The 21,627-nt window shown below is 55.2% G+C and carries 13 protein-coding genes and 5 pseudogenes; 10 read left to right on the plus strand and 8 right to left on the minus strand.

The genetic code is table 11. The features are described 5' to 3' along the window. Nucleotides 1-4 precede the first annotated feature (4 nt). Together ET810_RS01005 and ET810_RS01010 are read right to left on the minus strand one after the other, a co-directional pair. A complete protein-coding gene (locus ET810_RS01005) occupies nt 5-955 on the minus strand; it encodes an ABC transporter permease (protein ID WP_134315982.1) in 951 nt (316 codons plus the stop codon). Next, nucleotides 955-2,496: an ABC transporter substrate-binding protein gene (locus ET810_RS01010; protein WP_134315981.1), complete on the minus strand. Its 1,542-nt coding sequence runs from the start codon at nt 2,494-2,496 to the stop codon at nt 955-957. The genes ET810_RS01005 and ET810_RS01010 overlap by 1 nt, the downstream gene beginning before the upstream one ends. A 90-nt stretch (nt 2,497-2,586) precedes the next feature. Here ET810_RS01010 and ET810_RS01015 point away from each other — a divergent pair, with 90 nt between their 5' ends. The 3 genes and pseudogenes from ET810_RS01015 to ET810_RS01025 all read left to right on the plus strand — a co-directional run bounded on the left by ET810_RS01015 (nt 2,587) and on the right by ET810_RS01025 (nt 5,948). Continuing rightward, nucleotides 2,587-3,507, plus strand: coding sequence for an AEC family transporter (locus tag ET810_RS01015; protein ID WP_087454371.1), 921 nt, complete (start codon nt 2,587-2,589; stop codon nt 3,505-3,507). A 15-nt stretch (nt 3,508-3,522) separates the two neighbouring features. After that, nucleotides 3,523-4,071 (plus strand): hypothetical protein, encoded by a 549-nt coding sequence (locus ET810_RS01020; RefSeq protein ID WP_087454370.1) that lies wholly within the window; start codon nt 3,523-3,525, stop codon nt 4,069-4,071. Nucleotides 4,072-4,116: 45 nt separating this feature from the next. Continuing rightward, a pseudogene (locus tag ET810_RS01025) lies at nt 4,117-5,948 on the plus strand (BCCT family transporter). Here the strand turns inward: ET810_RS01025 and ET810_RS13075 are convergent. The 4 genes and pseudogenes from ET810_RS13075 to ET810_RS01045 all read right to left on the minus strand — a co-directional run bounded on the left by ET810_RS13075 (nt 5,929) and on the right by ET810_RS01045 (nt 11,541). Next, nucleotides 5,929-7,117, minus strand: a pseudogene (locus ET810_RS13075) (HNH endonuclease signature motif containing protein). The pseudogenes ET810_RS01025 and ET810_RS13075 sit on opposite strands and share 20 nt — an antisense overlap. Before the next feature lie 125 nt (nt 7,118-7,242). Further along, nucleotides 7,243-8,229: an LLM class flavin-dependent oxidoreductase gene (locus ET810_RS01035; protein WP_087454369.1), complete on the minus strand. Its 987-nt coding sequence runs from the start codon at nt 8,227-8,229 to the stop codon at nt 7,243-7,245. A gap of 7 nt (nt 8,230-8,236) precedes the next feature. Next, nucleotides 8,237-9,556 carry a branched-chain amino acid transport system II carrier protein gene (gene brnQ, locus ET810_RS01040; RefSeq protein ID WP_087454368.1) on the minus strand — a complete coding sequence of 440 codons (1,320 nt, stop codon included), beginning with the start codon at nt 9,554-9,556 and terminating at the stop codon, nt 8,237-8,239. Nucleotides 9,557-9,692: 136 nt separating this feature from the next. Then, nucleotides 9,693-11,541: pseudogene (locus tag ET810_RS01045) on the minus strand (ABC transporter ATP-binding protein). A 123-nt stretch (nt 11,542-11,664) separates the two neighbouring features. Between ET810_RS01045 and ET810_RS01050 the strand changes: the two are divergent. From ET810_RS01050 to idi, 4 genes and pseudogenes are all read left to right on the plus strand, one after another. After that, on the plus strand, nt 11,665-12,171 hold the full coding sequence (locus ET810_RS01050; protein ID WP_087454366.1) for a hypothetical protein: 507 nt from the start codon (nt 11,665-11,667) through the stop codon (nt 12,169-12,171). A gap of 302 nt (nt 12,172-12,473) precedes the next feature. Next, nucleotides 12,474-13,148 carry a DUF3558 family protein gene (locus tag ET810_RS01055; RefSeq protein WP_087454365.1) on the plus strand — a complete coding sequence of 225 codons (675 nt, stop codon included), beginning with the start codon at nt 12,474-12,476 and terminating at the stop codon, nt 13,146-13,148. Between the two features lie 3 nt (nt 13,149-13,151). Then, nucleotides 13,152-14,695: pseudogene (locus ET810_RS01060) on the plus strand (hypothetical protein). Between the two features lie 33 nt (nt 14,696-14,728). Continuing rightward, nucleotides 14,729-15,282 (plus strand): annotated as a pseudogene (gene idi / locus ET810_RS01065) (isopentenyl-diphosphate Delta-isomerase). Between the two features lie 137 nt (nt 15,283-15,419). Here idi and ET810_RS01070 read toward each other — a convergent pair. Then, a complete protein-coding gene (locus ET810_RS01070; protein WP_134315980.1) occupies nt 15,420-16,691 on the minus strand; it encodes a carboxylesterase family protein in 1,272 nt (423 codons plus the stop codon). Between the two features lie 32 nt (nt 16,692-16,723). Here ET810_RS01070 and ET810_RS01075 point away from each other — a divergent pair, with 32 nt between their 5' ends. The 3 genes from ET810_RS01075 to ET810_RS01085 are packed head-to-tail and all read left to right on the plus strand — an operon-like array spanning nt 16,724 to nt 19,209. Further along, nucleotides 16,724-18,808 carry a M3 family metallopeptidase gene (locus tag ET810_RS01075; protein WP_087454363.1) on the plus strand — a complete coding sequence of 695 codons (2,085 nt, stop codon included), beginning with the start codon at nt 16,724-16,726 and terminating at the stop codon, nt 18,806-18,808. After that, nucleotides 18,808-19,026, plus strand: coding sequence for a hypothetical protein (locus ET810_RS01080; protein WP_087454362.1), 219 nt, complete (start codon nt 18,808-18,810; stop codon nt 19,024-19,026). The genes ET810_RS01075 and ET810_RS01080 overlap by 1 nt, the downstream gene beginning before the upstream one ends. Nucleotides 19,027-19,068: 42 nt before the next feature. Next, nucleotides 19,069-19,209 (plus strand): hypothetical protein, encoded by a 141-nt coding sequence (locus tag ET810_RS01085; RefSeq protein ID WP_087454361.1) that lies wholly within the window; start codon nt 19,069-19,071, stop codon nt 19,207-19,209. A gap of 55 nt (nt 19,210-19,264) precedes the next feature. Here the strand turns inward: ET810_RS01085 and malQ are convergent, their stop codons facing one another. After that, on the minus strand, nt 19,265-21,451 hold the full coding sequence (malQ, locus tag ET810_RS01090) for a 4-alpha-glucanotransferase (RefSeq protein WP_087454360.1): 2,187 nt from the start codon (nt 21,449-21,451) through the stop codon (nt 19,265-19,267). Between the last annotated feature and the right edge of the window lie 176 nt (nt 21,452-21,627).

Genomic DNA, 21,627 nt, shown 5'->3' on the forward strand with positions numbered 1-21,627 from the left:
GAACCTAGGCCTCCCTTCGAGTGCGAGGGTCCACCACAACATAAGCCATATCCACGATCGCATTGACCACGATGGCAAGGACAACGAGGATCATCACAATCGTCTGCACCGTGGGCAAATCGCGGTTTGTTACAGCGGTGAGCAGCAGACTGCCCAGGCCGGGAATAACAAAAACCCGTTCAATAACAACCGCGCCCACCAACAGGGAGGTGAGCTGCAAGCCCGTCACCGTCAGAACTGGCAGGGCCGCGTTGCGCAGTCCATGGCTGCGCAGGGCCTGCCACGAGCTCAGGCCAATGGCTCGTGCGGTGCGCATGAAATCTTCGCGCATCACATCCATGACGGCCGCCCGCACATATCGAGTCATAATCGCAGCCTGAACAATCCCAAGAGACACCACCGGCAGCACAAGGCGCGCCAGGAAACCGCTGAAATCTTCATTCGGCACCGACCAACCGTTGGTGGGCAACCAGCGCAAGCGAACCGCAAAAAAAGAAATGAACAGTATCGCAGCAAGGAAACTCGGGACCGCAATCCCGACCTGGCTGAGTGCGGAGATAAGGATGCCGTCGATATGCTCTGAGCGCCTGGCCGCCCACAAACCCAGCGGGACGGCAAGCATGAGGGCGAACAGCATCGATAAAACAGCGAGAATCAGACTGACCTGAAGCCGATCCGCGACGATGGGCGAAATATCCGTCGAGCTAGTCAACGAAGTCCCAAATTCCCCACGAAGGAGGCCACCGATCCACGACACATACTGCTCCCACAGCGGCTTATCGATCCCCATCGTGGCGCTTAGCTTTGCGACGGCCTCCGGCGTCGCGGTCACACCAAGTGCCACCTCTGCCGGGTTCCCTGGCACAATCCGAAGCGCGACAAAAATGACCACGCTGGCAATAAACAACGTAAGCGCGTACTTAGCTGCGCCTCGTGCAAGTCTCGCCGCAATCACTAGTGCGTTACCTTCCTTGGTTCTTCTTTTGCGATAGCAGCCAACAGGAGGCCGTCGCCCACAGCGTTGATGGGAACACCGCTGACGTTCTTCGCCGTCACCACAATGTTGGGCAGATTGAACAAGTTATCGGCCGCGGCCTGATCCAGGATCCGCGTGACCGCCTTTTTCATCGTGGGGACGTAGTCGGATTCATCCACGGTGTCTGCTTGGGCGATAAGCTCTTGAACTTTTTTGTCGTTGTACCCCAGGTAATACTTTGGGTTAGCAAAAATATTGGGAATATCGCGGGCCTCGGTATGCGCAATCACCGACATGTCATAGTCGTGGCCCTTATAAACTTTGGCCAACCACACGGACGGAAATTCGGTGGACTCGATGCTCACGTCGAAGCGGATGTCTCGAAGCTGCGAGTACAAAATCTCAGAAGCCGTGGCAGCATAGGGCAACGACGGCACCGAAATAGTTATTTTGGTCCCCGTCGCCCCGGCCTCATCCATCAACTGACGCGCACGGTCAGGGTCAAACGGATACTGCTCCGCCTTTTGATACCACGGATCCGTCGGCGGCACCGGCGCGCCCCCGGTGTCAATTCCGTAGCCCTCCCACGTGGTATCAATGATTGCTTGCCTATCGACGCCAAACATCACCGCCTGCCGGACGCGGAGATCATTGAACGGCGCCCGCGCATGATTCATCGTGAGCAGCACCTCACCGTTGGTCGTGCCCACGTTGACATCGAGGTCACCATCGCGCTGTATGGACTCCAAGAGCTCAGGAGACTGCAAACCGATCACAGCGTCAACGTCTCCGGAGCGCACAGCATTAGTCAGCGAAATCGCGTCCGCGAAATAGCGCAACACAGCCCGCTTATTCTTGGGAGATTCTCCCCAATATTCCCCACGGGAGGTGAAGGATAGTGACGTCCCCACCGCCCAGTTATCCACCTCATAAGGTCCCGTGCCCACCGGTTTCGTGGCCAACTCCGACACCCCCCGTGGCGACATCATCGCGCCAATCAATGTGCCCATCGACCACAACCAGGTGTTTGAGCGCTGCGCGAGCGTGACTTCGAGGGTGTGGGTGTCGATAACCCGGGTGTTGGTCACCTTAGACATTTGGGCTTTTAGGCCATTAGTCCAGGCGTCGGAAAGCACCCGATCGATGGAAAACTTTGCAGTGTCCGCCGTGAAAGCGTCGCCGTTGGAGAAGCGAACGCCCTCGCGAAGGTGAAACACATACCGTGTGCCGTCCTCCGACACATCCCATGATGACGCAAGCAACGGCTCCACCTCACCACTTTGATTAACCCGAACCAGTCCCTCATACACATTGCCCATCAGCGCCTGCGGAATGGCAGCGCCAGAGGTAGTAGTGAAATCGAGGGAGCTGGGGGGTGCCGTCAAACCAAGAGTCACACTGTGATCATTGGACTCACGCACCAACGAATTTTGCGACGCCGTCGAACCAGCAGAGCACGCACTCAAACCAAAGATCGCCAAAGTCATCATCGCGACCACGCGCCGGGGGAAAGAGAACATGACAAGCAGACTAACCGGTGAATGCATGAGGACAAACTTGTTTTTAGCGGGGGGTGCCTCCCGTGGGGAAAGTAAAGCACAATCTACGGTATGGAGAGTATTTTCCGTGGATTCTTTGTGATTTTTCTTGTGATCGGCTTAGGCGCGATCCTCGGCAAGAAAAACGTATTAGGCAAAGGCGCTGCCGCTTCGCTAGGGAATTTTGTCTATGTTGTCGCCACCCCGGCGCTACTGTTCGACAAAATCCTGCACTCCGAGCTCTCTGAAATTGTGTCGACCAATTTTATGGTTGTGTGCATCAGCGCCACGGGCATCGCGCTTCTCTCCTTCAGCATCAGCACTGTGCTCCTGCGCCGCCGCGTCGACGACGCCATAATCGGGGCACTGGCAGCAAGTTATGCAAATGGCGGCAATCTTGGAATCCCCATCGCCACCTATGTGCTTGACGACGCCACCCTCGTCATCCCGCTCATGCTCTTCCAAATTGCTTTCTACGCACCACTAGCCATGACCTGGCTAGATTTTCTCCACAACAAAAAAGACGCCAACCTCCTAGGTAATCTCGTGCGGACCCCGCTGCGCAACACAATGTTCCTTGCATCAATAACCGGCCTAACGATTGCAGCAGCCGGACTGCACGTGCCCGCAGCCCTTGCCGAACCGATCCGACTGCTTGGCGAATCATCCGTGCCGCTGGCCTTGATCCTCTTTGGGATGTCCCTGTCCACCACCTTTCCCCGTGGGGAAACAAAGGTGATAGACACCATCGTGGCTTGTGGGCTTAAGAACTTTGCTCATCCCGCTCTAGCGTGGGGAATTGCTTCGGCGATGGGGATGACGGGCCGGGCCTTGCTCGTCGCGACGTTCTTGGGGGCGCTGCCTACCGCACAAAATGTGTATGCGTATGCGTTGAGGCATGGAACGTCGGAAAGCTTGGCCAGAAACAGCGGCATCATCAGTACACTCGTTTCTTTACCGACCCTCATCGCAATCATGTATTTGTTGGGATAAACCTGTGAAGAAACTATGATGTGCTTGATGGCGATAACAGTGAGAACTTCCTACCGCGCTTTGGCCCAATCGAAGGCCACGATCACGTGCGCGCTCTTTGTGATTCTCATGACGAGCCTTCTTGGCGTGCTCCTCGTCGCGCATCACAACGCAACAGGAACCATGCGAATGCTTTACGCCGCCTCCAGTGTTGCACCTACCGTGGGGATTATCAGTGCTCTGGCTTCGCTCGGGGCTTTCTTTGCTCGACGACGCCGCCCCATTCTCAAAATCAGTGACAAAGTGCACATAATACACTCCGGTGCGGCCTTCTCCATCGAGGACCTTGCTCACATTCGGATCTGGAGCGACGCAAAAGCGAGCTTTCTTACGATGCTGCCGACCAATGCCATCCAGCAAAGAAGAAGCGAAAACCTCTACACAGTCGAATTCCCTGCAGGAGCGACGCCGCGGCCCTACGAAATAGCAGATGAGCTGGGGCGGAGGAATGCTGGGGTTGTGGTTGATAAAGTCGGCCTGCTTCCCCCGTGGGGAAATGAAGTTCGAAATCCCCCACGGAATTAGTAACGTGTGACCGGTACCTGTAGGACTACCGGAAACGTTTATTTCATGAATTCCCCGATTTCTTCGGAGCCAATACCGCAAAGAAAGCCCTTTTTAGGGCTTAAGACTGACCCCTTTATTTTTCTCGTATCGCTAGGCTTTGTCACAGTGTTTGTCATCGGGACGATCGCCCTAGGAAGTGCTGCACGAGACACTTTTACACGAGTGGCCTAAGGACTTCTCACAGGGACCGGATGGCTCTACATCGGTGGTGTGAGTTTCATTTTTCTTTTCTTGGTCGGAGTGTTCATCTCACGATTCGGTCGGCTGCGTCTTGGCGACGACAACGATGAACCTGAGCACGGCCTTATCGCCTGGTTTTGCATGCTTTTCGCAGGTGGGGTGGGCGCAGTACTAATGTTCTGGGGCGTGGCTGAGCCACTGAACCATGCAGTGAACGTCCCACGGCAAGATGCAGAGCCGCTACCGGAGAAAGCGATAACTGAAGCTTTTGCTTTCACTTTCTACCATTTCGGTATTCATATGTGGGCTATTTTTGCGTTGCCTGGCCTTGCGCTCGGTTACTTCATTTACAAGCGCAAGCTTCCCCCACGGGTGAGTTCTGTATTCGCGCCGATTCTGGGCTCGCGTATCTATGACATTCCCGGAAAGCTTATCGACGCCCTCTCCATCATCGCAACGACTTTCGGCATCGCAGTCTCTGTTGGTTTGGGCGTACTGCAAATCAACTCTGGACTCCAACGTCTGTGGGGATTACCAGAAGTAAGTTGGGCGCAGCTGCTTATCATTTTGGTCATCACAGCAATCGCATGTGTGTCCGTTGCCTCTGGACTGGAGAAGGGCATCAAAATTCTGTCGAATGTCAACATTAAACTCGCAGTGCTGCTGATGCTTTTTGTCTTGATTTCTGGCCCGACACTGACGCTGTTACGTTTTGCCACTGAATCGTTCGGTATTTACGCTAAAGCGCTTCCCGACATGATGTTCTGGGCTGACTCATACGGAGATAATCCAGGATGGCAGGGAAAATGGACCGTGTTCTATTGGGCATGGACGATCTGTTGGTCTCCCTACGTGGGGATGTTCGTTGCACGCATCTCCCGTGGGCGAACGGTTCGTGAATACATTGGCGGGGTGTTGGCACTACCAGCCATTTTCTCTGTGATCTGGTTCGCGGTTTTTGGGCGTGCAGGAATAGAAATTGAGTTAAATGAGCCAGGTAAGTTGTCTGGCCCTGTCGTTCACGAGGGGAATGTTCCCTTTGCCCTGTTTGGGTTTTTCCAAGAATATCCTTGGACAAGCGCTGTCTCGACGTTGGCTCTTGTAATCGTGGTGATTTTCTTTATTACGTCTATTGACTCAGCCGGCATGGTGAATGACATTTTTCGACAGGGGAAGAAGAAGTATCGCCCGTCGGCTATCGAATCCTGTGGGTGGTAGCTATTGGCGCTGTCGCAGGAGCGTTGTTGATTGTGTCTCCGTCTTCCGGCATTGCGACGCTCCAAGAAGTCGTAATTATTGTTGCATTCCCGTTTTTTATTACGCAGTTCATCATGATGTACTCACTGATGAAAGGGATGATGGACGATTCAGCTGCAGAGCGCAGAATTCAGACTCGTCAGTGGCGGAAGACAGATACTGCGGAGAAGCTAGAAGCACATGGGGCTATGCCTGCTCTGGGATACGATGAAGATGGCAATGAGCTGCCTGTTGTTTCATTGGCACACGATGAAGACGGGAACATTGTTATCCCAGGAAGCGTAGTCATCGAAGGGGATCTTGGGATTACCGGCGATGTTGTCGATGATCAAGAGGATTCTGCAGGAGTTAAAATCGTGGAGCAGTCCCGGCCCCAGCCTAAGGAGAATTGGGAGTAATTTCCCCACGGGAGAAGTGGTGGAGCGCCCACATCCTGGCTGATTTGTTGGCTAAAGGGTGTTCGTTAAATTGCAGAGGTGCCTCGGGATCGGGTGGTTGCCAGCCAACACGCCCGGTCGTGGGGAATTTTGCGTAGTGCCCATTGCGATGCTTGCCGAGGATATGATCGTCGTCGTTTTGGGCGTTATGAGAACCGCATACCATGGCTAAATTTTCCAGGTTTGTGTTTCCTCCGTGTTTCCATGCATCAATGTGGTGACATTGTGCTCAGAAGGCGGCGCGGCTGCAAGAAGGGTAAGTGCAAAGAAGCTGGTCGGCTGTAAGGATGATGCGTTGTTTTGTATTTGCTAAGCGCTGAGTTCGAAAGAGATCGACGGGTTCGGCGTTTTCGTCGTATAGCAGGGCGTAGCCAAAATCAGCGAGAAGATGATTGGCAAGATCAGCGGTTTTGATTGTGGCCCCATCAGTGGTGGCTAGTTCACCGCCGCCATTGTTTTTCCAACCATCCGCTGGCAAGAAGGATCAGGCCTTCGCGAAGTGCGTTGCCATCGGGGGAGCGGGAGTCGTCGTGAAGCAAAGTGCCAGTGATAGCGTCAGCGAGCGCTTGCTGGCTTGACACGGTTTTGTTTTTAAAGCGGCGTGCGTAGTCAACCATGCGGGATTCGATGGCGGTCATGAGTTCTTCAGGGAGAGATAAGAATAAATACCGCATATTGTTGGCATCGGGGGCATGGGAGAAACGTGCGTAGCGCAGCGCCTGGGAGTGCGTGGGGGAAGGATTGTTTTCTTCCTGTAGACGAATGTCGGCATGCTGCTTTAGGACTGTGAATGGGTGTTTGCATGCGAATAATAGGAGCTCAACTCGAAACGCTTCTTGGTTATCAGGGTCGCGTAGGCGTGAGACTTTCGTATTAATCAGTGCGATTGTGTCTAGCCCCAGATTTCCTTGTCGAGCAATAGCCAGGGCTTCTTCCCGCATAGCGCTGTCCCTCGTGGGGCCAAACAGAGCTTTTGCAGTTTTGATGTATCGGCCCATAGTCGTTGGATCAATGCCAAATAGCGCAGAAAGCTCCACCTTTGCTCGAGGTTTTTGGGAAACCGAAAAGATATATTCGGCTAATGCAACTCCATTTGCGGCTAAAAACTCGAGGCATTCCTTGACGTTCATGCCTTGGAAACTAAAAGGTGGAGGTGTTAAAAGCTAGGGGCGCGCGATAATGCTGTGGATAACTTGTTTTTGGAGCGAGAAGTAGCCGGAGTTATCCACAGGTGTGGCCTGGGATATTTACCTAACTAAATCCATGTGCTACCGAGCTCTTCTACAGCTTGTAGCTGATTGCCCCACGAAGAAGTACGGAATAAGAGCATCAGTTCGTCGGCATTTGTGCGCGCAACAAATTGCTGCAAATAATCCACCACTGTTTGGGTAGTGCCGACAGCACTGAAACGTAGCATTTCGCGGACGTTATCTCCGGCGTGAGTATTGGCTAATGCGTCCAGTTGAGAATCGCTAAGAGATTCCCCACGGGGTGAGATAGAACGAAGGGTGCTGCGGAAGACTTCATCAAACTCTTCGTGGGCTTTCTGCATGGTTTCTGCCCAAGTGACGTTTACTCCAGCGATCACATACGGTTTATCTAGGTGCGATGACGGGCGAAATTCCCCACGGTAGGTGCGAATTGCCTCATTGAGATACTTAGGTGCGAAATGAGACGCAAAGGCGTATGGAAGCCCTAGTTCTGCCGCAAGACGTGCACCAAATAGTGACGAGCCCAAAATATAAAGCGGTACTTGCGTGCCGGCGCCGGGGATTGCGCGAATACCCGGAATTGGAGATTGATCTGAGAGATACGCCTGGAGCTCGGCCACATCGTGGGGAAACGAGACAGAGGAGTGAGGTGAGCGTCGAAGAGCTTTGCCAACGGTGTTTTGGTCCGTTCCTGGGGCACGTCCGAGGCCTAAATCTATGCGCCCGGAGTGGAGCTCAGCGAGGGTGCCAAATTGTTCAGCCACAATATAAGGCGAATGGTTAGGCAGCATGATGCCGCCAGCGCCTAGCCGGATGTGATGGGTGTGGTTGGCAACGTGGGCGATGAGGATTGCGGGTGACGACGAAGCGATCGTCAGCACGTTGTGGTGTTCGGCGTACCAAATGCGCGAAAACCCCAGTCGCTCTGCGGCACGAGCCAGTTGGATTGATCTGGTGAAACTTTTTCGTGCGGTTTCCCCACGGGGGATGGTGACAAAGTCAAGTATTGAGAGCGGTACTGGGGTTTTCATGTGGGGATTAGCTTCTTCGCGTGTAGTCGATTATTCCGCCGATTGCGAGGAACGTGAAGGCGGGGAGTAGCCAGGCGAGGCTGACGTCGTGAAGCGGTGCCCAGCTGACGAGGCTTTCTGCCGCGGTGATGCCTTGAGCGCCGAGAGTGGTCAGTGCTGACCAGATGGTGACTGCCCAGACGGGGAGTCGGAAACCCCACAGGAGCTTCAGTTTCCCCACGGAGAGTTCCAGGATGGTGATTGCGACCAAAGTAATCGCCACCGGGTAGATAAAGGTGATGAGCGGAGCCGCGATGCTCAGAACTTTAGCGAGCCCCATGCTGCCCACGAGGAAGGAGATCAGGGAGAAGATCACCAGCCATGCTTTATACGAGATGCCTGGGAGCAGACGGTTAAAGAATTCGCTTGTGGCCGCGAGCAGACCCACTGCTGTGGTCATGCAGGCCAGGAGGACGATGAGTCCGAAGACGACTTGGCCGGGAGTTCCCATGGTGAGTCGTGCGGCACCGGAAAGTAGGGATGCGCCATCTTGGTAGCTTTGGCCGTCGGGCATGATGCGCCCCACGTAGCCGAGTCCCAGGTAGATGATCGCGAGCAGAGCAGACGCTATCAGCGATGCAATGATGGCCGGTTTGATGAGTGCCTTGCCTTCGCTACCACTCTTATATTTGAGTGAAGAAATAACGAGGATGCCGAATGCAAGTGCAGCGAGGGAATCCATCGTCATGTAACCCTCGAGCAGTCCGGTGGTCAGCGGCGCGGTGGCGTATTTTTCGGTGGCGGGGGAGACGTCGCTGTGCAGATTGAAGATCGCCAGCACCACCAACACAGCCAGCAAGATAAGGAGCGCTGGGGTGAGGAATTTGCCGAGCTTGTCAACGATCCCCGTGGGGTTAAGCGCGAGAAGTAACGCCACGGCGAAGAATAACGCGTTGAACCCCACGGAAGCCAGTGTGGAATCTTGCTCAAGTACTGGTTGGACGATCATCGAGTAGCTCACAGCGCTTGTACGCGGCATTGCGTAGAAAGCACCGATGGAGAGGTAGACGATGACAGCAAATGCGATATTGAACCAGTTTCCGGCGCGGACGCCAAGATCCCGGATGTCGCTTCCCGACATAGTCATCGCAATGATGGTGACGGCGGGGAGCGCTACGCCTCCGAGAAGGAAGCCGATGATGGCTGGCGTGAAATTTTCGCCAGAGCTCGTGCCGAGGACCGGCGGGAAAATGAGATTTCCAGCGCCGAAGAACATCGAGAAGAGCATGAGCGCAGTCGCGACGATAGCGCCGGTGGTGAGCTTACTTTCCTTCGTGGGGAGCGTCATGATGTGGATCATCCTTCTTATCTAATGGATGACCCATACCCTACAACCTCTTTTCCCACATAGTGGAATTCTGGTACCAAAAAAGGGGCAATATGAGATGTAAGTCACTATTTTGTGGGGCTTTGTCTTCGTAGTGTTACGCCTGGAAACCGAATTTTTTCAGTTTCTCCTTGTTTGCCTCGCTGGCATCCGCTGTCAATGCGAGCAACTCGGCGTAGATGCCGCCGGAATGTGCGAGCTCTGCAGGGGAGCCGATTTCGTCGACGGTGCCGTCGCGAAGCGTGACGATAGTGTCCACATCCGCAATCGTGGAGAGTCTGTGGGCAATGATGATCGTGGTGCGCCCCACCATGAGTTGTTCAAGTCCCGCCTGAACCGCAATTTCTGACTTTGTGTCCAGTGCGGAGGTGGCTTCGTCGAGAACGAGCACGGGAGTGTCTTTGAGCATCGCGCGGGCGACTGCGATTCTTTGTTTTTGGCCGCCGGAGAGGCGAAGGCCGCGTTCACCGATCAGCGTGTCGTATCCGTGGGGAAACGCGCTAATAAAGTCATGCGCATTTGCGCGCTTTGCGACGCCCACCACGTCCTCCAACGTCGCATCAGGATGGGAATACGCAATATTTTCTCTAATAGTTCCGGAGAACAGGCTCGATTCCTGGAAGACTACGCCAACCGATGCGCGCAGCTGCTCTGAAGACAATTTAGATACATCATTCACCGCACACCGATAAATGGCCGGTGCTCGGCTGGTAAAGACCAAGCAGTAAGTTGACGATCGTTGATTTACCACCACCCGATTCCCCCACGAGGGCAATGCGCTGCCCTCGGCCGGCCGCAAAGGACACCTCGTTGAGGACTTGTTCGCCTTCGTTGTAGGAGAAGGACACGTTTGAGAACTTGACCACCGGTTGCTCTCCCCGTGGGGAAAGCGGCGGGATGGTGTTGTCGTGGAGGAGTGGTTCGTCGGAGGCTGTTGTGGCGGCGGCGATGTCTGGGTTAACGGTTGCTTCGAGGTCCTTTTCCATAACCTCGAAGTAGTCTTTGGAGCCGGCGATGGCCCGTTGTGTGGTGTCTACAACCCAACTCATCATCGTCATGGGTATGCGGGCCATGTTGACGAGTTGGATGAGCAACACCATGTCGCCGAGCGAGAAGTGCCCGTGGAGGGTTCTATAGAAGAGGACGAGGTAGATTCCGAAGAAAATAACGTTCATGGCCCCAGTGCGGAGGGCGTCCATGAAGTGCCAGAAGGTTGATTGTTTGCGAGTGAATTCAACGGTTTTGGCGTATTTGTGGCTGAATCCTTTGAGCTCGCGGACCTCGGCGACAAAGCTTTTGACTACTTTGACTTGACTTACGACTTCTGCGAAGCGTCCGCCGGCAAGGTCGACTTGTTCATTCTTTTGTCCCTCGATGACTTGCCATTTTTTACTGGTTAGTGATGTCAAACACATGTAAACGGGGATGATGATGGCAAGCAGGACTGCCAATGGCCAGTAGTAGCTTGCAGAGATGCCCAGTACTGCCACCACGGTGATGATCATGGGGAAGAAGTTGTTGGACATCGCTTGCAGCGCTTGGGTGATTGATGTGATGGAGCGGTCGAGACGCGCGATTATTGTGCCGGTGACTTGGTCGTCAAAATATCGCTGAGGCATGCCTAGGAGTTTGGCAAAGTAGCGCGTGGACAAGATCTGCCGCAGCCGTGCTGCCATCACGTCGCCGATATAGCCTCCGACATTGGTAAAAGCCGTGTTTGCGAGTTGCGTGATAAGCAACGCGACGGCAAGCCACATAACGTGGGGGTTAGCCTTTTCGACGCTCATCTCGCCATTGACTGCGGAAACGATGGTGTCAGTGGCGTCTTTGATAATGAAGGGGGTGGCTAGCGCGAGTATGGCAACAAATACTGCGGAGAAGATAACTCCCAGGTAAAAAGGCCAAAGGGCGGAGGCGCTGCGGAGGATTCTGAGGATAGATCGCACGGGTGGGGTGACTGCTCTCTGAATAAAATGGCTGGTTGGGAGACATGTAATGCTCTCACATCGTCTCCGTTGTTAAAATTATGGGAAGTTGTTCGTTATTCGTCGTAAGCGTGAGGATATTTGATGCGTATTTCCCGATCTCGGCTTGTTGCTGGTGCTATGGTGGGCGTCGCAACGCTAACTTTAAGCGCTTGTGGCGGTGATGACGTATCAACAACCGTCTCTGTTACTCCAACGACCACAACGTCCGTTCAGTTCCAGCCCAAGCAAGTTTCGCCGATCAAGGTCGACCATATCAATGCCCCTGAGACTGATCCGGGGCTCAATGTGAAGTGGGAAATCCTTGGCACCAGCGCCAATAGTCAGGGTTCCGGTTCGGTGATCTATGTGAAGATTACTAACCTGAACGATCTTGCACTACCCAAAGACGCATTCCCTGCGCCCACTTTGCGCGTGAATGGGGCGGATATGTCGCAAGTGGACGCTGGCACGGTGGGGCTGGATTTGCCGCTGGGTGCTGGTGCGTCGACGAACCTACAGTACGCATTCAATACGTCCTATGGCACGCTTTACGACGCCACCTTCCAGATAGGCAACGCAATTTTTGAGGGAAATCTCAATAGCATTTAGCAATATATTATATTTCTCTTGGTCTAAACTCCCCCGTTTGGGTGGAGTGTATTTTTTGTGGGGAACGGAAGAATAGGACTCCTACCTGCGCTATTTAGATGCCCAAAGGCTAATTCTCCAAATGGCGGAACCGATCGAGGTCCTTCTGTAGTCTAAATAATCTGAGTACGGCTGTTGCGGGCTTCCACAAGGAGGCCGGTGGCCGGCGGACCGCACAAGTTACACCGTGGTGACCGCCTCCGGACAGCGCCCTCACTCTGAATTGGAGGCACCAGAGTGACAGCGCGAAGGGGGAGTCCGACATGGGCACAGGGGGTTTTCTCATGCACTGGCTAAACCTTGGGACTGACTCGCAGCAGTCGTACTCTTTCATGCGTCGATGTTCATTACTACTGACGCTCATGATTATCTGCGCACTCATGTTCACCGCATGCGTGCAGAACTCTCCTAAAGAATCTGTGTCTGTGGAAGCACTCCGCGCGAATCCGACAACGGAAAACACACATCCTGATTTTCCTGAGGTTAGGGAACCGAATCCGGCAGACCCCAATTTCTCATTTTTCGACCCGTGCACGGATGTGCCGGCGGAAACTTATGAGCGGGCGGGGATCGTTGCTTCAGGGTCACGTTCTCCACAGTTCAATGGCTATAAAAGATCGTATTGCCATTATAGGTTTAAAGTCACGCCTGATCCTGCTGCCGTGATTCAAATAGGTGCGGATGTCCTTACAGATTCAGACATCAATAACAGTAATGACGTTCTGCTAAATGTTAAGAACATTCAAGGAGTTCCGACTGGGGTTTATTTTACTTCTGCGGAATTAGGGGAAGAAGATTATGAGTGTACTGCAGTAATGCCAACGTCTAGAGGTCGGATTTGGGTTTCCCATTTGTTCTTTGGAACTGGGAATTTTACTCAAGAAGACGCTTGCCCTAAAGCATGGGAAATATTAAAAGAAATAACAAGGGGGATCTAGAAAATGGATATGCAGGTAAACAAGGATTTGTTAGAGCGACTTTGCCAAGAACTAAAGGAAATAACTTTAGTTGCGGGAGAAATCAAGAGTCATCTAGCAAAAGCCAACATTTCCGGCGCGTATTCTCCGCTCATTGGGCTTGATCAAATCGGGGCAAATCACGGGATAGTTCTTAAAGGGGGAGCTGGGTCGGCGTCAACGGTGCTGCAATCGCTGACACAACAGATCAGTTGGCTGCATGATGCGCTTCGTGCAAGCCATGGGGCATTGACCGGCCAAGAAGATCATGGTCGGCGAGGAATGGATATTGCGGATGAAGGCGGTTCGGTGGGGAGAGAAGCAGTCCGTTTCCCCACGAGGCCAGAGACTGCTTATGAAAATTTCTCTTTTTCGCATCCAATAGTCGTACAGCCAGCGACAATGGATGCTCTTGTCCAGGGGCTAGCCGCTACCCAAGAGCAAGAGGTGTTTTTTGGAATGCAGAGCTGGTCAGATATGTCTCGACTGGCTTCAGAGGTTGCGATGCGGCTTCGTAAAGTGGCAACAGATTTGTCTGAGGGAAATAAGGGTGAGGTGATTGATCGGGCTGTCGAACGGATCAATGAGGTAGCTCAGACCAGCGAGGTTTTCTCCGGCAACGCGAAAGTCATGGCGGGGGAGGTCTCTAAGCTCATTGGTATTAAGACAATGCTGTGGTTGGAAGCTGCAACGGCGAACTCAGGGATTAAAGCTATGACGGATCCTGCCGCGAGAATTGCATCGGAAAGGGCCGCTCTTCTGCATTTTCAACAGAAACTTCAACGTATCGTCGATCGTTCGGTGCCGGACATTCGCAACTTGATGGATATGAACACTTCGACTGCAGGCGGCGGAGGCGGCACCGAAATTGGCATGGATGATATTGCAGGTAATGGGCGGGTCTCCACAGCTGGACTTGGTGCGATAGGAGTCAACGCGGGGACCGCGTCGATACGCAAAGCACGCATTTTTCAGCGCCGTCGTTTGATTCTGTGAATAATGCTCAGCATCAGTTACAGAAAGTGGGAGCAAACAATGTGGGAACTCACATGGCGCAGGCGGCTGGATTTCCCCACGATGTACCTCGATTTGGGGCTGCACACACCGTCCCGCATGCGGTCGGGGGTGCAGCTACTAGCAACGGATTGAACGCGTTAGGCCTGCCACTTGCAGGCATGAACGCACATAAGAGTTCGCCGGGTACATCGCGTTTCACCGTGGGAGGAAAGAACCACATTCCTCATGGCATCCACCACGCTGCAGAGGCTCTGCGTCAGACTGGAGCCAGACAGCAGTGGACTGGGCATCCAATGCACGGCGAACCTCCCGGCAGCGCCACCCGCCAAAACCAAGCGGGAGGACACATGATGCCGATGATGGCGGCACCAGCCGGAGTATCGCAGGGTGATAAACGCGGAAAAGTTAAATCAGTGACGAGCGCAGTCGAAGTCGACAAAAATATTGCCGCTCTCATCGGAGAACGCAGCGCCGTGGTCCCCGGAGTCATCGGCAGCTGGGTGAGGCAATAATATTTTGGCGCGGGAGCGGATAATGTGGGAGGAATGAACGACGTCGAGCTCGTCGTGCTTGTCGACGCACAAGGTAACCCGACCGGCACCGCTCCCAAATCTACAGTCCACACCAACGAAACGCCTCTCCACCTGGCGTTTTCCTGCTATGTCCTGGGGTCCGATGGAAAAATCTTGGTGACCCGGCGAGCATTGAGCAAAAAACATGGCCGGGTGTGTGGACTAACTCAGCCTGTGGACATCTACTTCCCCACGAAACAGCCGCCGAAGCCGCCTTACGACGCGTTCCCCACGAGATCGGCCTCTCCCGTGGGGAATTAAAAAATCTGGTGTGCGTTTTGCCAGATTTCCGGTACCGAGCAACTGATTCCCAGGGAATCGTTGAGTGGGAAATCTGCCCTGTTTTTGTCGCATACATTGACGAGCCTCTTCTCCTGCAACCTAGAGCAGACGAAGTGGATTCACTTGCTTGGATGAAACCCGAAGACCTTTTCAATGCCGTGGACTCTGCGCCTTGTGCCTTTAGCCCATGGATGATCGAACAACTTAGGCATGAAGCATTACGGCGCACACTAATCGGCAAATAGTTCGCCAGCTTCTCACAACGGCTTCTGCCCCACGATGGGCGGTGCCGTTTTTCTTATGCGACTGCACAAGAACCTACCGTTGCGGGGTTGAGGATCCAGAGGATGGGACTTGGCCGAGCAACGTTCGTGGGGAATTTTTACTCAAATTCCCCACGGAGGGGGTCAACGAGCAACTGGGCCCCCACCCCATCAATACAGATCCCCAGCCCGCTGCCGTCTTTACGATAACGGGGCCAATCCGGTGCGCCTCCGCGAGCGAAGCTCAGAAGTATCCCCCGTGGGGAATCGGGCTGGTTGTCTCTGGATTGGAAGAGGAGGCTGAGGTCGCTGCAGTGGGTGGCTTCGCGATTGTCTGAGCTGGTGTAACGGATGTACCAGGTGTCGCCGTATGTGCGCTTGAGTGTTTGCTTTACCCAGCGGTGGATGAGCGAAGTTCCGGTGAGGGCACGGAAAAAGTCGGGTTTAGTGCAGTTTTGGTGAATGTAGTCGGTTGTGGCACCCATGTGTCGGGCGATGCGCGTGCGCAGCGGGTGCAGCCATGATGAGGCGTCGGCTCGTTGAGCGGCGGGCAGTTGGTAGAGCTCGCGGTCGGTGGAGCTGACGATGATGGGTATTGCTGTGAGTTCGTTGGGGTCGTAACCCCAGGGGCCTAGGGCTAAGTCGGTGGGGAAGTAGCGTTTGTAGTGGTTGTAGCCTTTGTTGAGGCGTTTGCGACGTAGTCCTTCGAGGTCAGTTTGGGTGATTGGCGCGGATAGCGCCCACCTGAGTGCTGCTTTGCGGCGTTTCATTTCCCCACGGGGGAAGCTTGGCGACGCCGCCCACACCCGCCGAAATATCCCTCGATAGTGGTCGCGCCGGGCGAGCCAGAGTGCGATTCCTGCTCCTGCGGATTGGCTGAAGAGGGTGACGTTGGTGGGGTCGCCACCAAAGTCTTCGATGTGGGTTTGGATCCATTCGAGGGCGAGTGCGCAGTCGTCGATGCCTCGGTAGTGGTGCGGGGCGTCGTCGTGAAAGCGCGCAAAGCCTTGAATACCGAGGCGATAGTCGATGCTGACCACGATGATTCCCGCTTGGGCTAGCTCGGCGCCGTCGAAGGAGGGTTCGTTGCGGGAGCCGGAGTCGTATCCGCCACCGTGGATCACCGCTAGGACCGGAAGGTCGTTGAACTTTGTGGCGTGAGCTGGGGCCGTGACGGTGAGGTGGAGCTGTGTGCACAGGTTGTTGTGCGCTGCGGGGTCTGCGCTCTCCGTGGGGGAATACACGTGGAGCGCGGGGGCAAATTCGCTGATGAGCTTCCCGTAGACGATGGGGTCATAGGTTGCCACGCTGCCATTGGCGTGTTGGCGGACTGTGCCGGTGAAGGTGCCACCGGGGCAGGTAATGAGCTGCGAAGATGCGCTTTCGGACATATCGGTTACTTTAGCAACTACGATTGTGATCTATGACGTTACCTGTATCGAATCCTTTGCTAAAAGAGTCCTCGCTGCCGTACCAGCTTCCGCCATTCCGATATATTTCAGTGGAGCATTTCCTCCCAGCATTTGAGGCAGCGCTGGCCACGCATGACCAAGAAATCGCACAGATAGCAGACAACCCAGAATCTCCGTCGTGGGAAAACACGGTGGAAGCGCTGGAGCGCAGCGGGCGAGACTTAGAGCGCGTGGCGTCGGTATTTTTTAATCTTCATGCGACGGACTCTTCTGAAGCCATGGACAAGATCGCAGCTCGGGTTGCTCCTTTGCTGGCTGAGCATTCGGATGCGATCTATCTGAATCCTGCGTTGTTTGCGCGTCTAGAAGCGGTCGCGGCTCCGGAGGACGCCGAGTCGAAGCGGTTGCACGCGCATGTGCTGAGGACGTTTCGTCGGCACGGCGCAGATTTAGATGAGTCCGATATGGCGAGGTTACGAGAGATCAATGCGCGCTTGTCCGTGCTTGCCGACGCCTTCGGCCGCAATCTACTCGCCGATACTAAAGCACTTGCCGTCCAGTTTCCCCACGGGGAGGAATTGGAGGGGCTGAGCCCCGGACGCCTCGCCTCGGCGGCAGCGGACGCACAGTCGGCAGGTGTGGACGGGTTTGTCATCCCGCTTGAACTTCCCACTGTGCAAGCTGAGCAGGGCAGTCTTGCTCGGCATGAGGCGCGGGCGCGGTTGTATGAGGCGTCGCAGCGCAGGGGCGCTGAGTCGAATGTGGGCATTGTCGTGGAGACCGTGCAGCTGCGGGCAGAGCGGGCTGCGCTATTGGGCTATGAGACTCATGCCGACTATGTGATTGCGGAGGAGACAGCGGGGTCGGCTGCGGCTGCGCGAGACCTGCTGTTTGATTTGGCTCCGGCAGCGGCGGCGAATGCGCGTGGTGAGTACAAGCTTCTCGACGAAGCCTCCCGTGGGGAATCTGAGGAGTGGGTGCAGGAATCGACGATGGATGGGGCGGATTGGCCTTATTGGGAGTCGAAGGTGCGCGCTCGTGATTTCGCCCTCGATGAGGAAAAACTCTCACAGTATTTTCCGTTGCAACAGGTGCTGCGCGACGGAGTCTTCTACGCCGCTAATCGCTTGTATGGAATTACAGTGGTTCCGCGCTCAGATTTGGAGGGCTACGCGGAGGGCGTCGAGGTGTGGGAGGTCAAAGACGCAAGCGGTGAGGGCATTGGCCTGTTTTTGACGGATTATTTTGGGCGTTCGTCGAAACGCGGTGGCGCGTGGATGAGCAGTTTTATGGATCAGTCGGATTTGCTGGGAACCAAGCCCGTCGTGGTGAATGTGATGGGCATTACCAAGCCCGCAGATGGCTCTGATGCTCTGCTCAGCATCGATTCTCTCCGGACGGTGTTCCACGAATTCGGCCACGCGTTGCACGGGCTGCTGTCTCAGGTGCGGTACCCCACGTTCTCGTGGACTAATGTTCCGCGGGATTATGTGGAGTTCCCTTCCCAGATTAATGAAAACTGGGCGTTTGACCCCGCCATCTTGAAGAATTTTGCGCGCCACGTGGATACAGGTGAGGTCATCCCGGACGAGCTGGTCGCTGCGATTGGGAAGGCTCGTCAGTTTGGGCAGGGATTCGCCACGACGGAATATCTGTCGGCTGCCGTTATCGATCTCGCATGGCACTCGTTGACCAAGGAAGAAGCGGCGCAGCTGTCCCCGGCAGACATTGCGGAATTTGAGCGCAAGGCTTTGGAAGACGCGGGATTAGACGTGGAACACGTTGAGCCCCGATACAAGTCCACCTACTTTAACCATATTTTTGCCGGTGGATATTCGGCGGGGTATTACTCCTACCTGTGGGCCGAGGCGCTGGATGCCGACGGCTTTGACTGGTTCACCGAGCAGGGGGCCGCAGGCGTGGCGGCGTCGGAAAGCGCTGCCAGGGACGCGGGGCAAAAGTTCCGCGATCTTGTGTTGTCGCGCGGCGGTGCGGATGACTTCACTGCGGTATTCGAGTCACTGCGGGGTCGCGCTAAAGATGTCGGGCCGTTGTTGCGTCGTCGTGGTTTAACCGGTGCGGTGCAACAGGGGTGATGGAACAGGTGACGGGCTTTCTCGACTCGGTGAGCCAGTTTTTAACGTCAGCGCCCTTGTGGCTGCAAGCACCACTCGTTTTGATCGTTGTGGTGCCGGTGTGCGGCGTGCTGGCTTTAGCGTGGCTTCGGCTTATCGACGTCCTGGGCGCCCGCATTCTTCGCATCCTCACGGTTGTGCGGGCTAGAGTAGAAGCTCGAATGAGGTCAATTAAGTAACTGAGGGGCTTGCACGCCCCACGTATGTGGAAAGTGTGAATAATGGCTAATCCAGAGGAGCTGCGTAAGCAGGATCAGCAGCTTCCGCGTAGGAAGCGGAAGTATCCACAGTCTCGGGTAACTCAGGCTTTATACTTGCTTATTGCGTTAGTCGTGATCGCCTGGTTAGTCAGCCTGATATAGGTTGCACACAAAGGCCCATTTCCCCACGGGGAAATGAGCCTTTGTTCGTACACCGTTAGCGCTTATTTCTCTTTGACGCTTCCGCTACCGCTTGGAACAAGGGGAGGTCGGCGATGTCTTCGATGGTGAGGGCTTGGGTATTGCCGTCGCACAGGGGGATGCACCAGTTGGGATACATATCGGAGGTTGTGCCGGGCTGGTTTTGAGCTCGGCGGTCGCCAACAAGATCCACGAGGGCGGTGCAAGTGAGTGCGGAGGGAGTGCTGGCTAGGAACTTGTGAATAGCCGGTAGGAGGGTATCTGCGGTTCCTCGCTCTTCCCGCGTAAGACCCTGGAAGGTTTCTGGCACGGTGTCGCCGGAGAATGCACCGGAATTTTTGATTTCGTCGAGAATCTCGCTTTGCCAACGAATATCTTGCTCGTGTTCTTGCTCTGGATCGACGGTGAGAATACCGAGATCTTTACGCAACTCGATATGTTCGCCGGCAAGGAGCCCCGCCGTGGGGGGAAGATCGTGTGTGGTCACGGAGGTGAGTGCGAGTTCGCGGTACTCGTTTTGGTGTCGTGGCCCTCCCGTGGGGGAACTCTCAAACCAGAGCACCGACGTGCCCATGATGCCGCGCTGCGCGAGGAATTCCTGCACCCATGGTTCGTATGTGCCAAGGTCCTCGCCGATGACTACTGCGCCGGCGCGTTCGGCCTCAAGCGCGAGGACACCAACCAAGGCATTGTGGTCGTAGTTGACGTAGGCCCCGGTGGTGGGGGAATGCATGCGGGGAATCCAGAAGAGTCGGAAAAGCCCCAGGATGTGGTCTACTCGAATGCCACCGGCGTGCCGCAAGACAGTGCGCAGCAGATCGCGCCACGGCACGTAGCCGGCCTCGGCGAGGCGGTCGGGGTGCCATGGTGGCTGGGACCAGTCTTGCCCTTGTTGGTTGTAATTATCGGGCGGAGCGCCAACGGATGCGCGTGGCGCTAGGGAATCTGCGAGGCTTTGGGCGTCGGCACCGCCGGGGTGGATCCCCACGGCGAGGTCGGCGATAATTCCGATGCTCATGCCGGCGTCGATAGCCGCAGATTGCGCTGCGCCCAGTTGCTGGTCACAGATCCACTGAAGCCACATGTAGAATTCTGCGGCGTCCTCGGGGGTCGGGATTGCAGCGTGAGAGCTGGACTCCATAAGGTGGGCGATTTCTTGGTGCGCGCACCACAGCGCGAAGTCGTAGAGGCCGTCGCCTTCAGCAGCTACGAAGTCACGGAAGTCCTGTTCACGAGCGGGATCGCGCTCGGCCTCAAAAATCGCATGAAGGACCTGGAGCTTTGCGTCGTAAATCGGGTTGCGTTCAATTTTATCGCTGGAGTGATTGAGAGTTTTGAACTCGGAAGAGATCTCCGCGATTTCCTCTTGCAGTTCGTCGCTGAGGCTGAGGTGCTCGGGTATCTCCTCGACACGAATGTAGATGGGATTAATAAAGCGTCGCGTGGTGGGGAGATAAGGAGAGTCCTCGACCGGGGGGAATGGCTCGGCTGCATGCATCGGGTTGACCAGGATGTAGTCCGCGCCAGCCTTGTCGGCCACGACCTTAGCCAGCTCGCCGAGGTCATGGAAGTCTCCCATTCCCCACGAGTCGTTGCTGCGCACAGAATAGAGCTGAGCCATCACTCCGGTGGCTGGGTTATCCACAAACGTGCGTGCGGTGGAGAGCTGCTGTGGAGTGATGATAAGGAAACAGCTGGCAGTGAGCGTGTCGGAGGTCAGCGTGATGGTGTGCCAACCGAGCGGAAGGTCATTGGGGATCTGGAAGGAGGCCTCACCCCAGGTGATGCCGTCGACAGTGCGCGGTGGCGTCCAGTTTTCAATTTGGGTGACGTCTGCTGCGACTGAGCCGTCTTCCAGCGTGATGGTGATGTCCGCGGGGGAGCCGTCGTGAACATGCACGTTGAAGACGTAAGGGTTTCCCTGCGTTGCGACGACGCAGCGGGGCAGCGGGCGCGTGCCTTCTTCGTCGTGACGCCTGTGAAGAGCGGCACGGATCTGTTCCTCACTCGGCAGAGGTGCGTCGAGCGGCATGTGATCGTTTGGACTGTCCTCGGGTTCATTACCAAAGCGAACGCCCAACGCACGAAGTGTTTTTACCAGCGTATCCTCGCTGACTTCGGTTACTTCGCCGCCGAATCCGGTAAATGACCAAGAAACTGCATGTGCTGCTGCGAGTTCGCGCAGCGAATCTGTATAACCCACGAAACTTTATTCTGCCATTGCGGCTACCCATCTGTCCCGTAGTCCGGAGTTTAATTTGGAACACGTCTACCCCAGTGATGACTCTGGGAGCATAAAGGCTGTACATTCGAAGTCTATCAACGGTGTGAGTAAAACATCAGGTTTTGCGATGCACCGGCCCCGTGGGGAACTACGGC

This window comes from Corynebacterium silvaticum (assembly GCF_004382825.2).
Taxonomy (GTDB): domain Bacteria; phylum Actinomycetota; class Actinomycetes; order Mycobacteriales; family Mycobacteriaceae; genus Corynebacterium; species Corynebacterium silvaticum.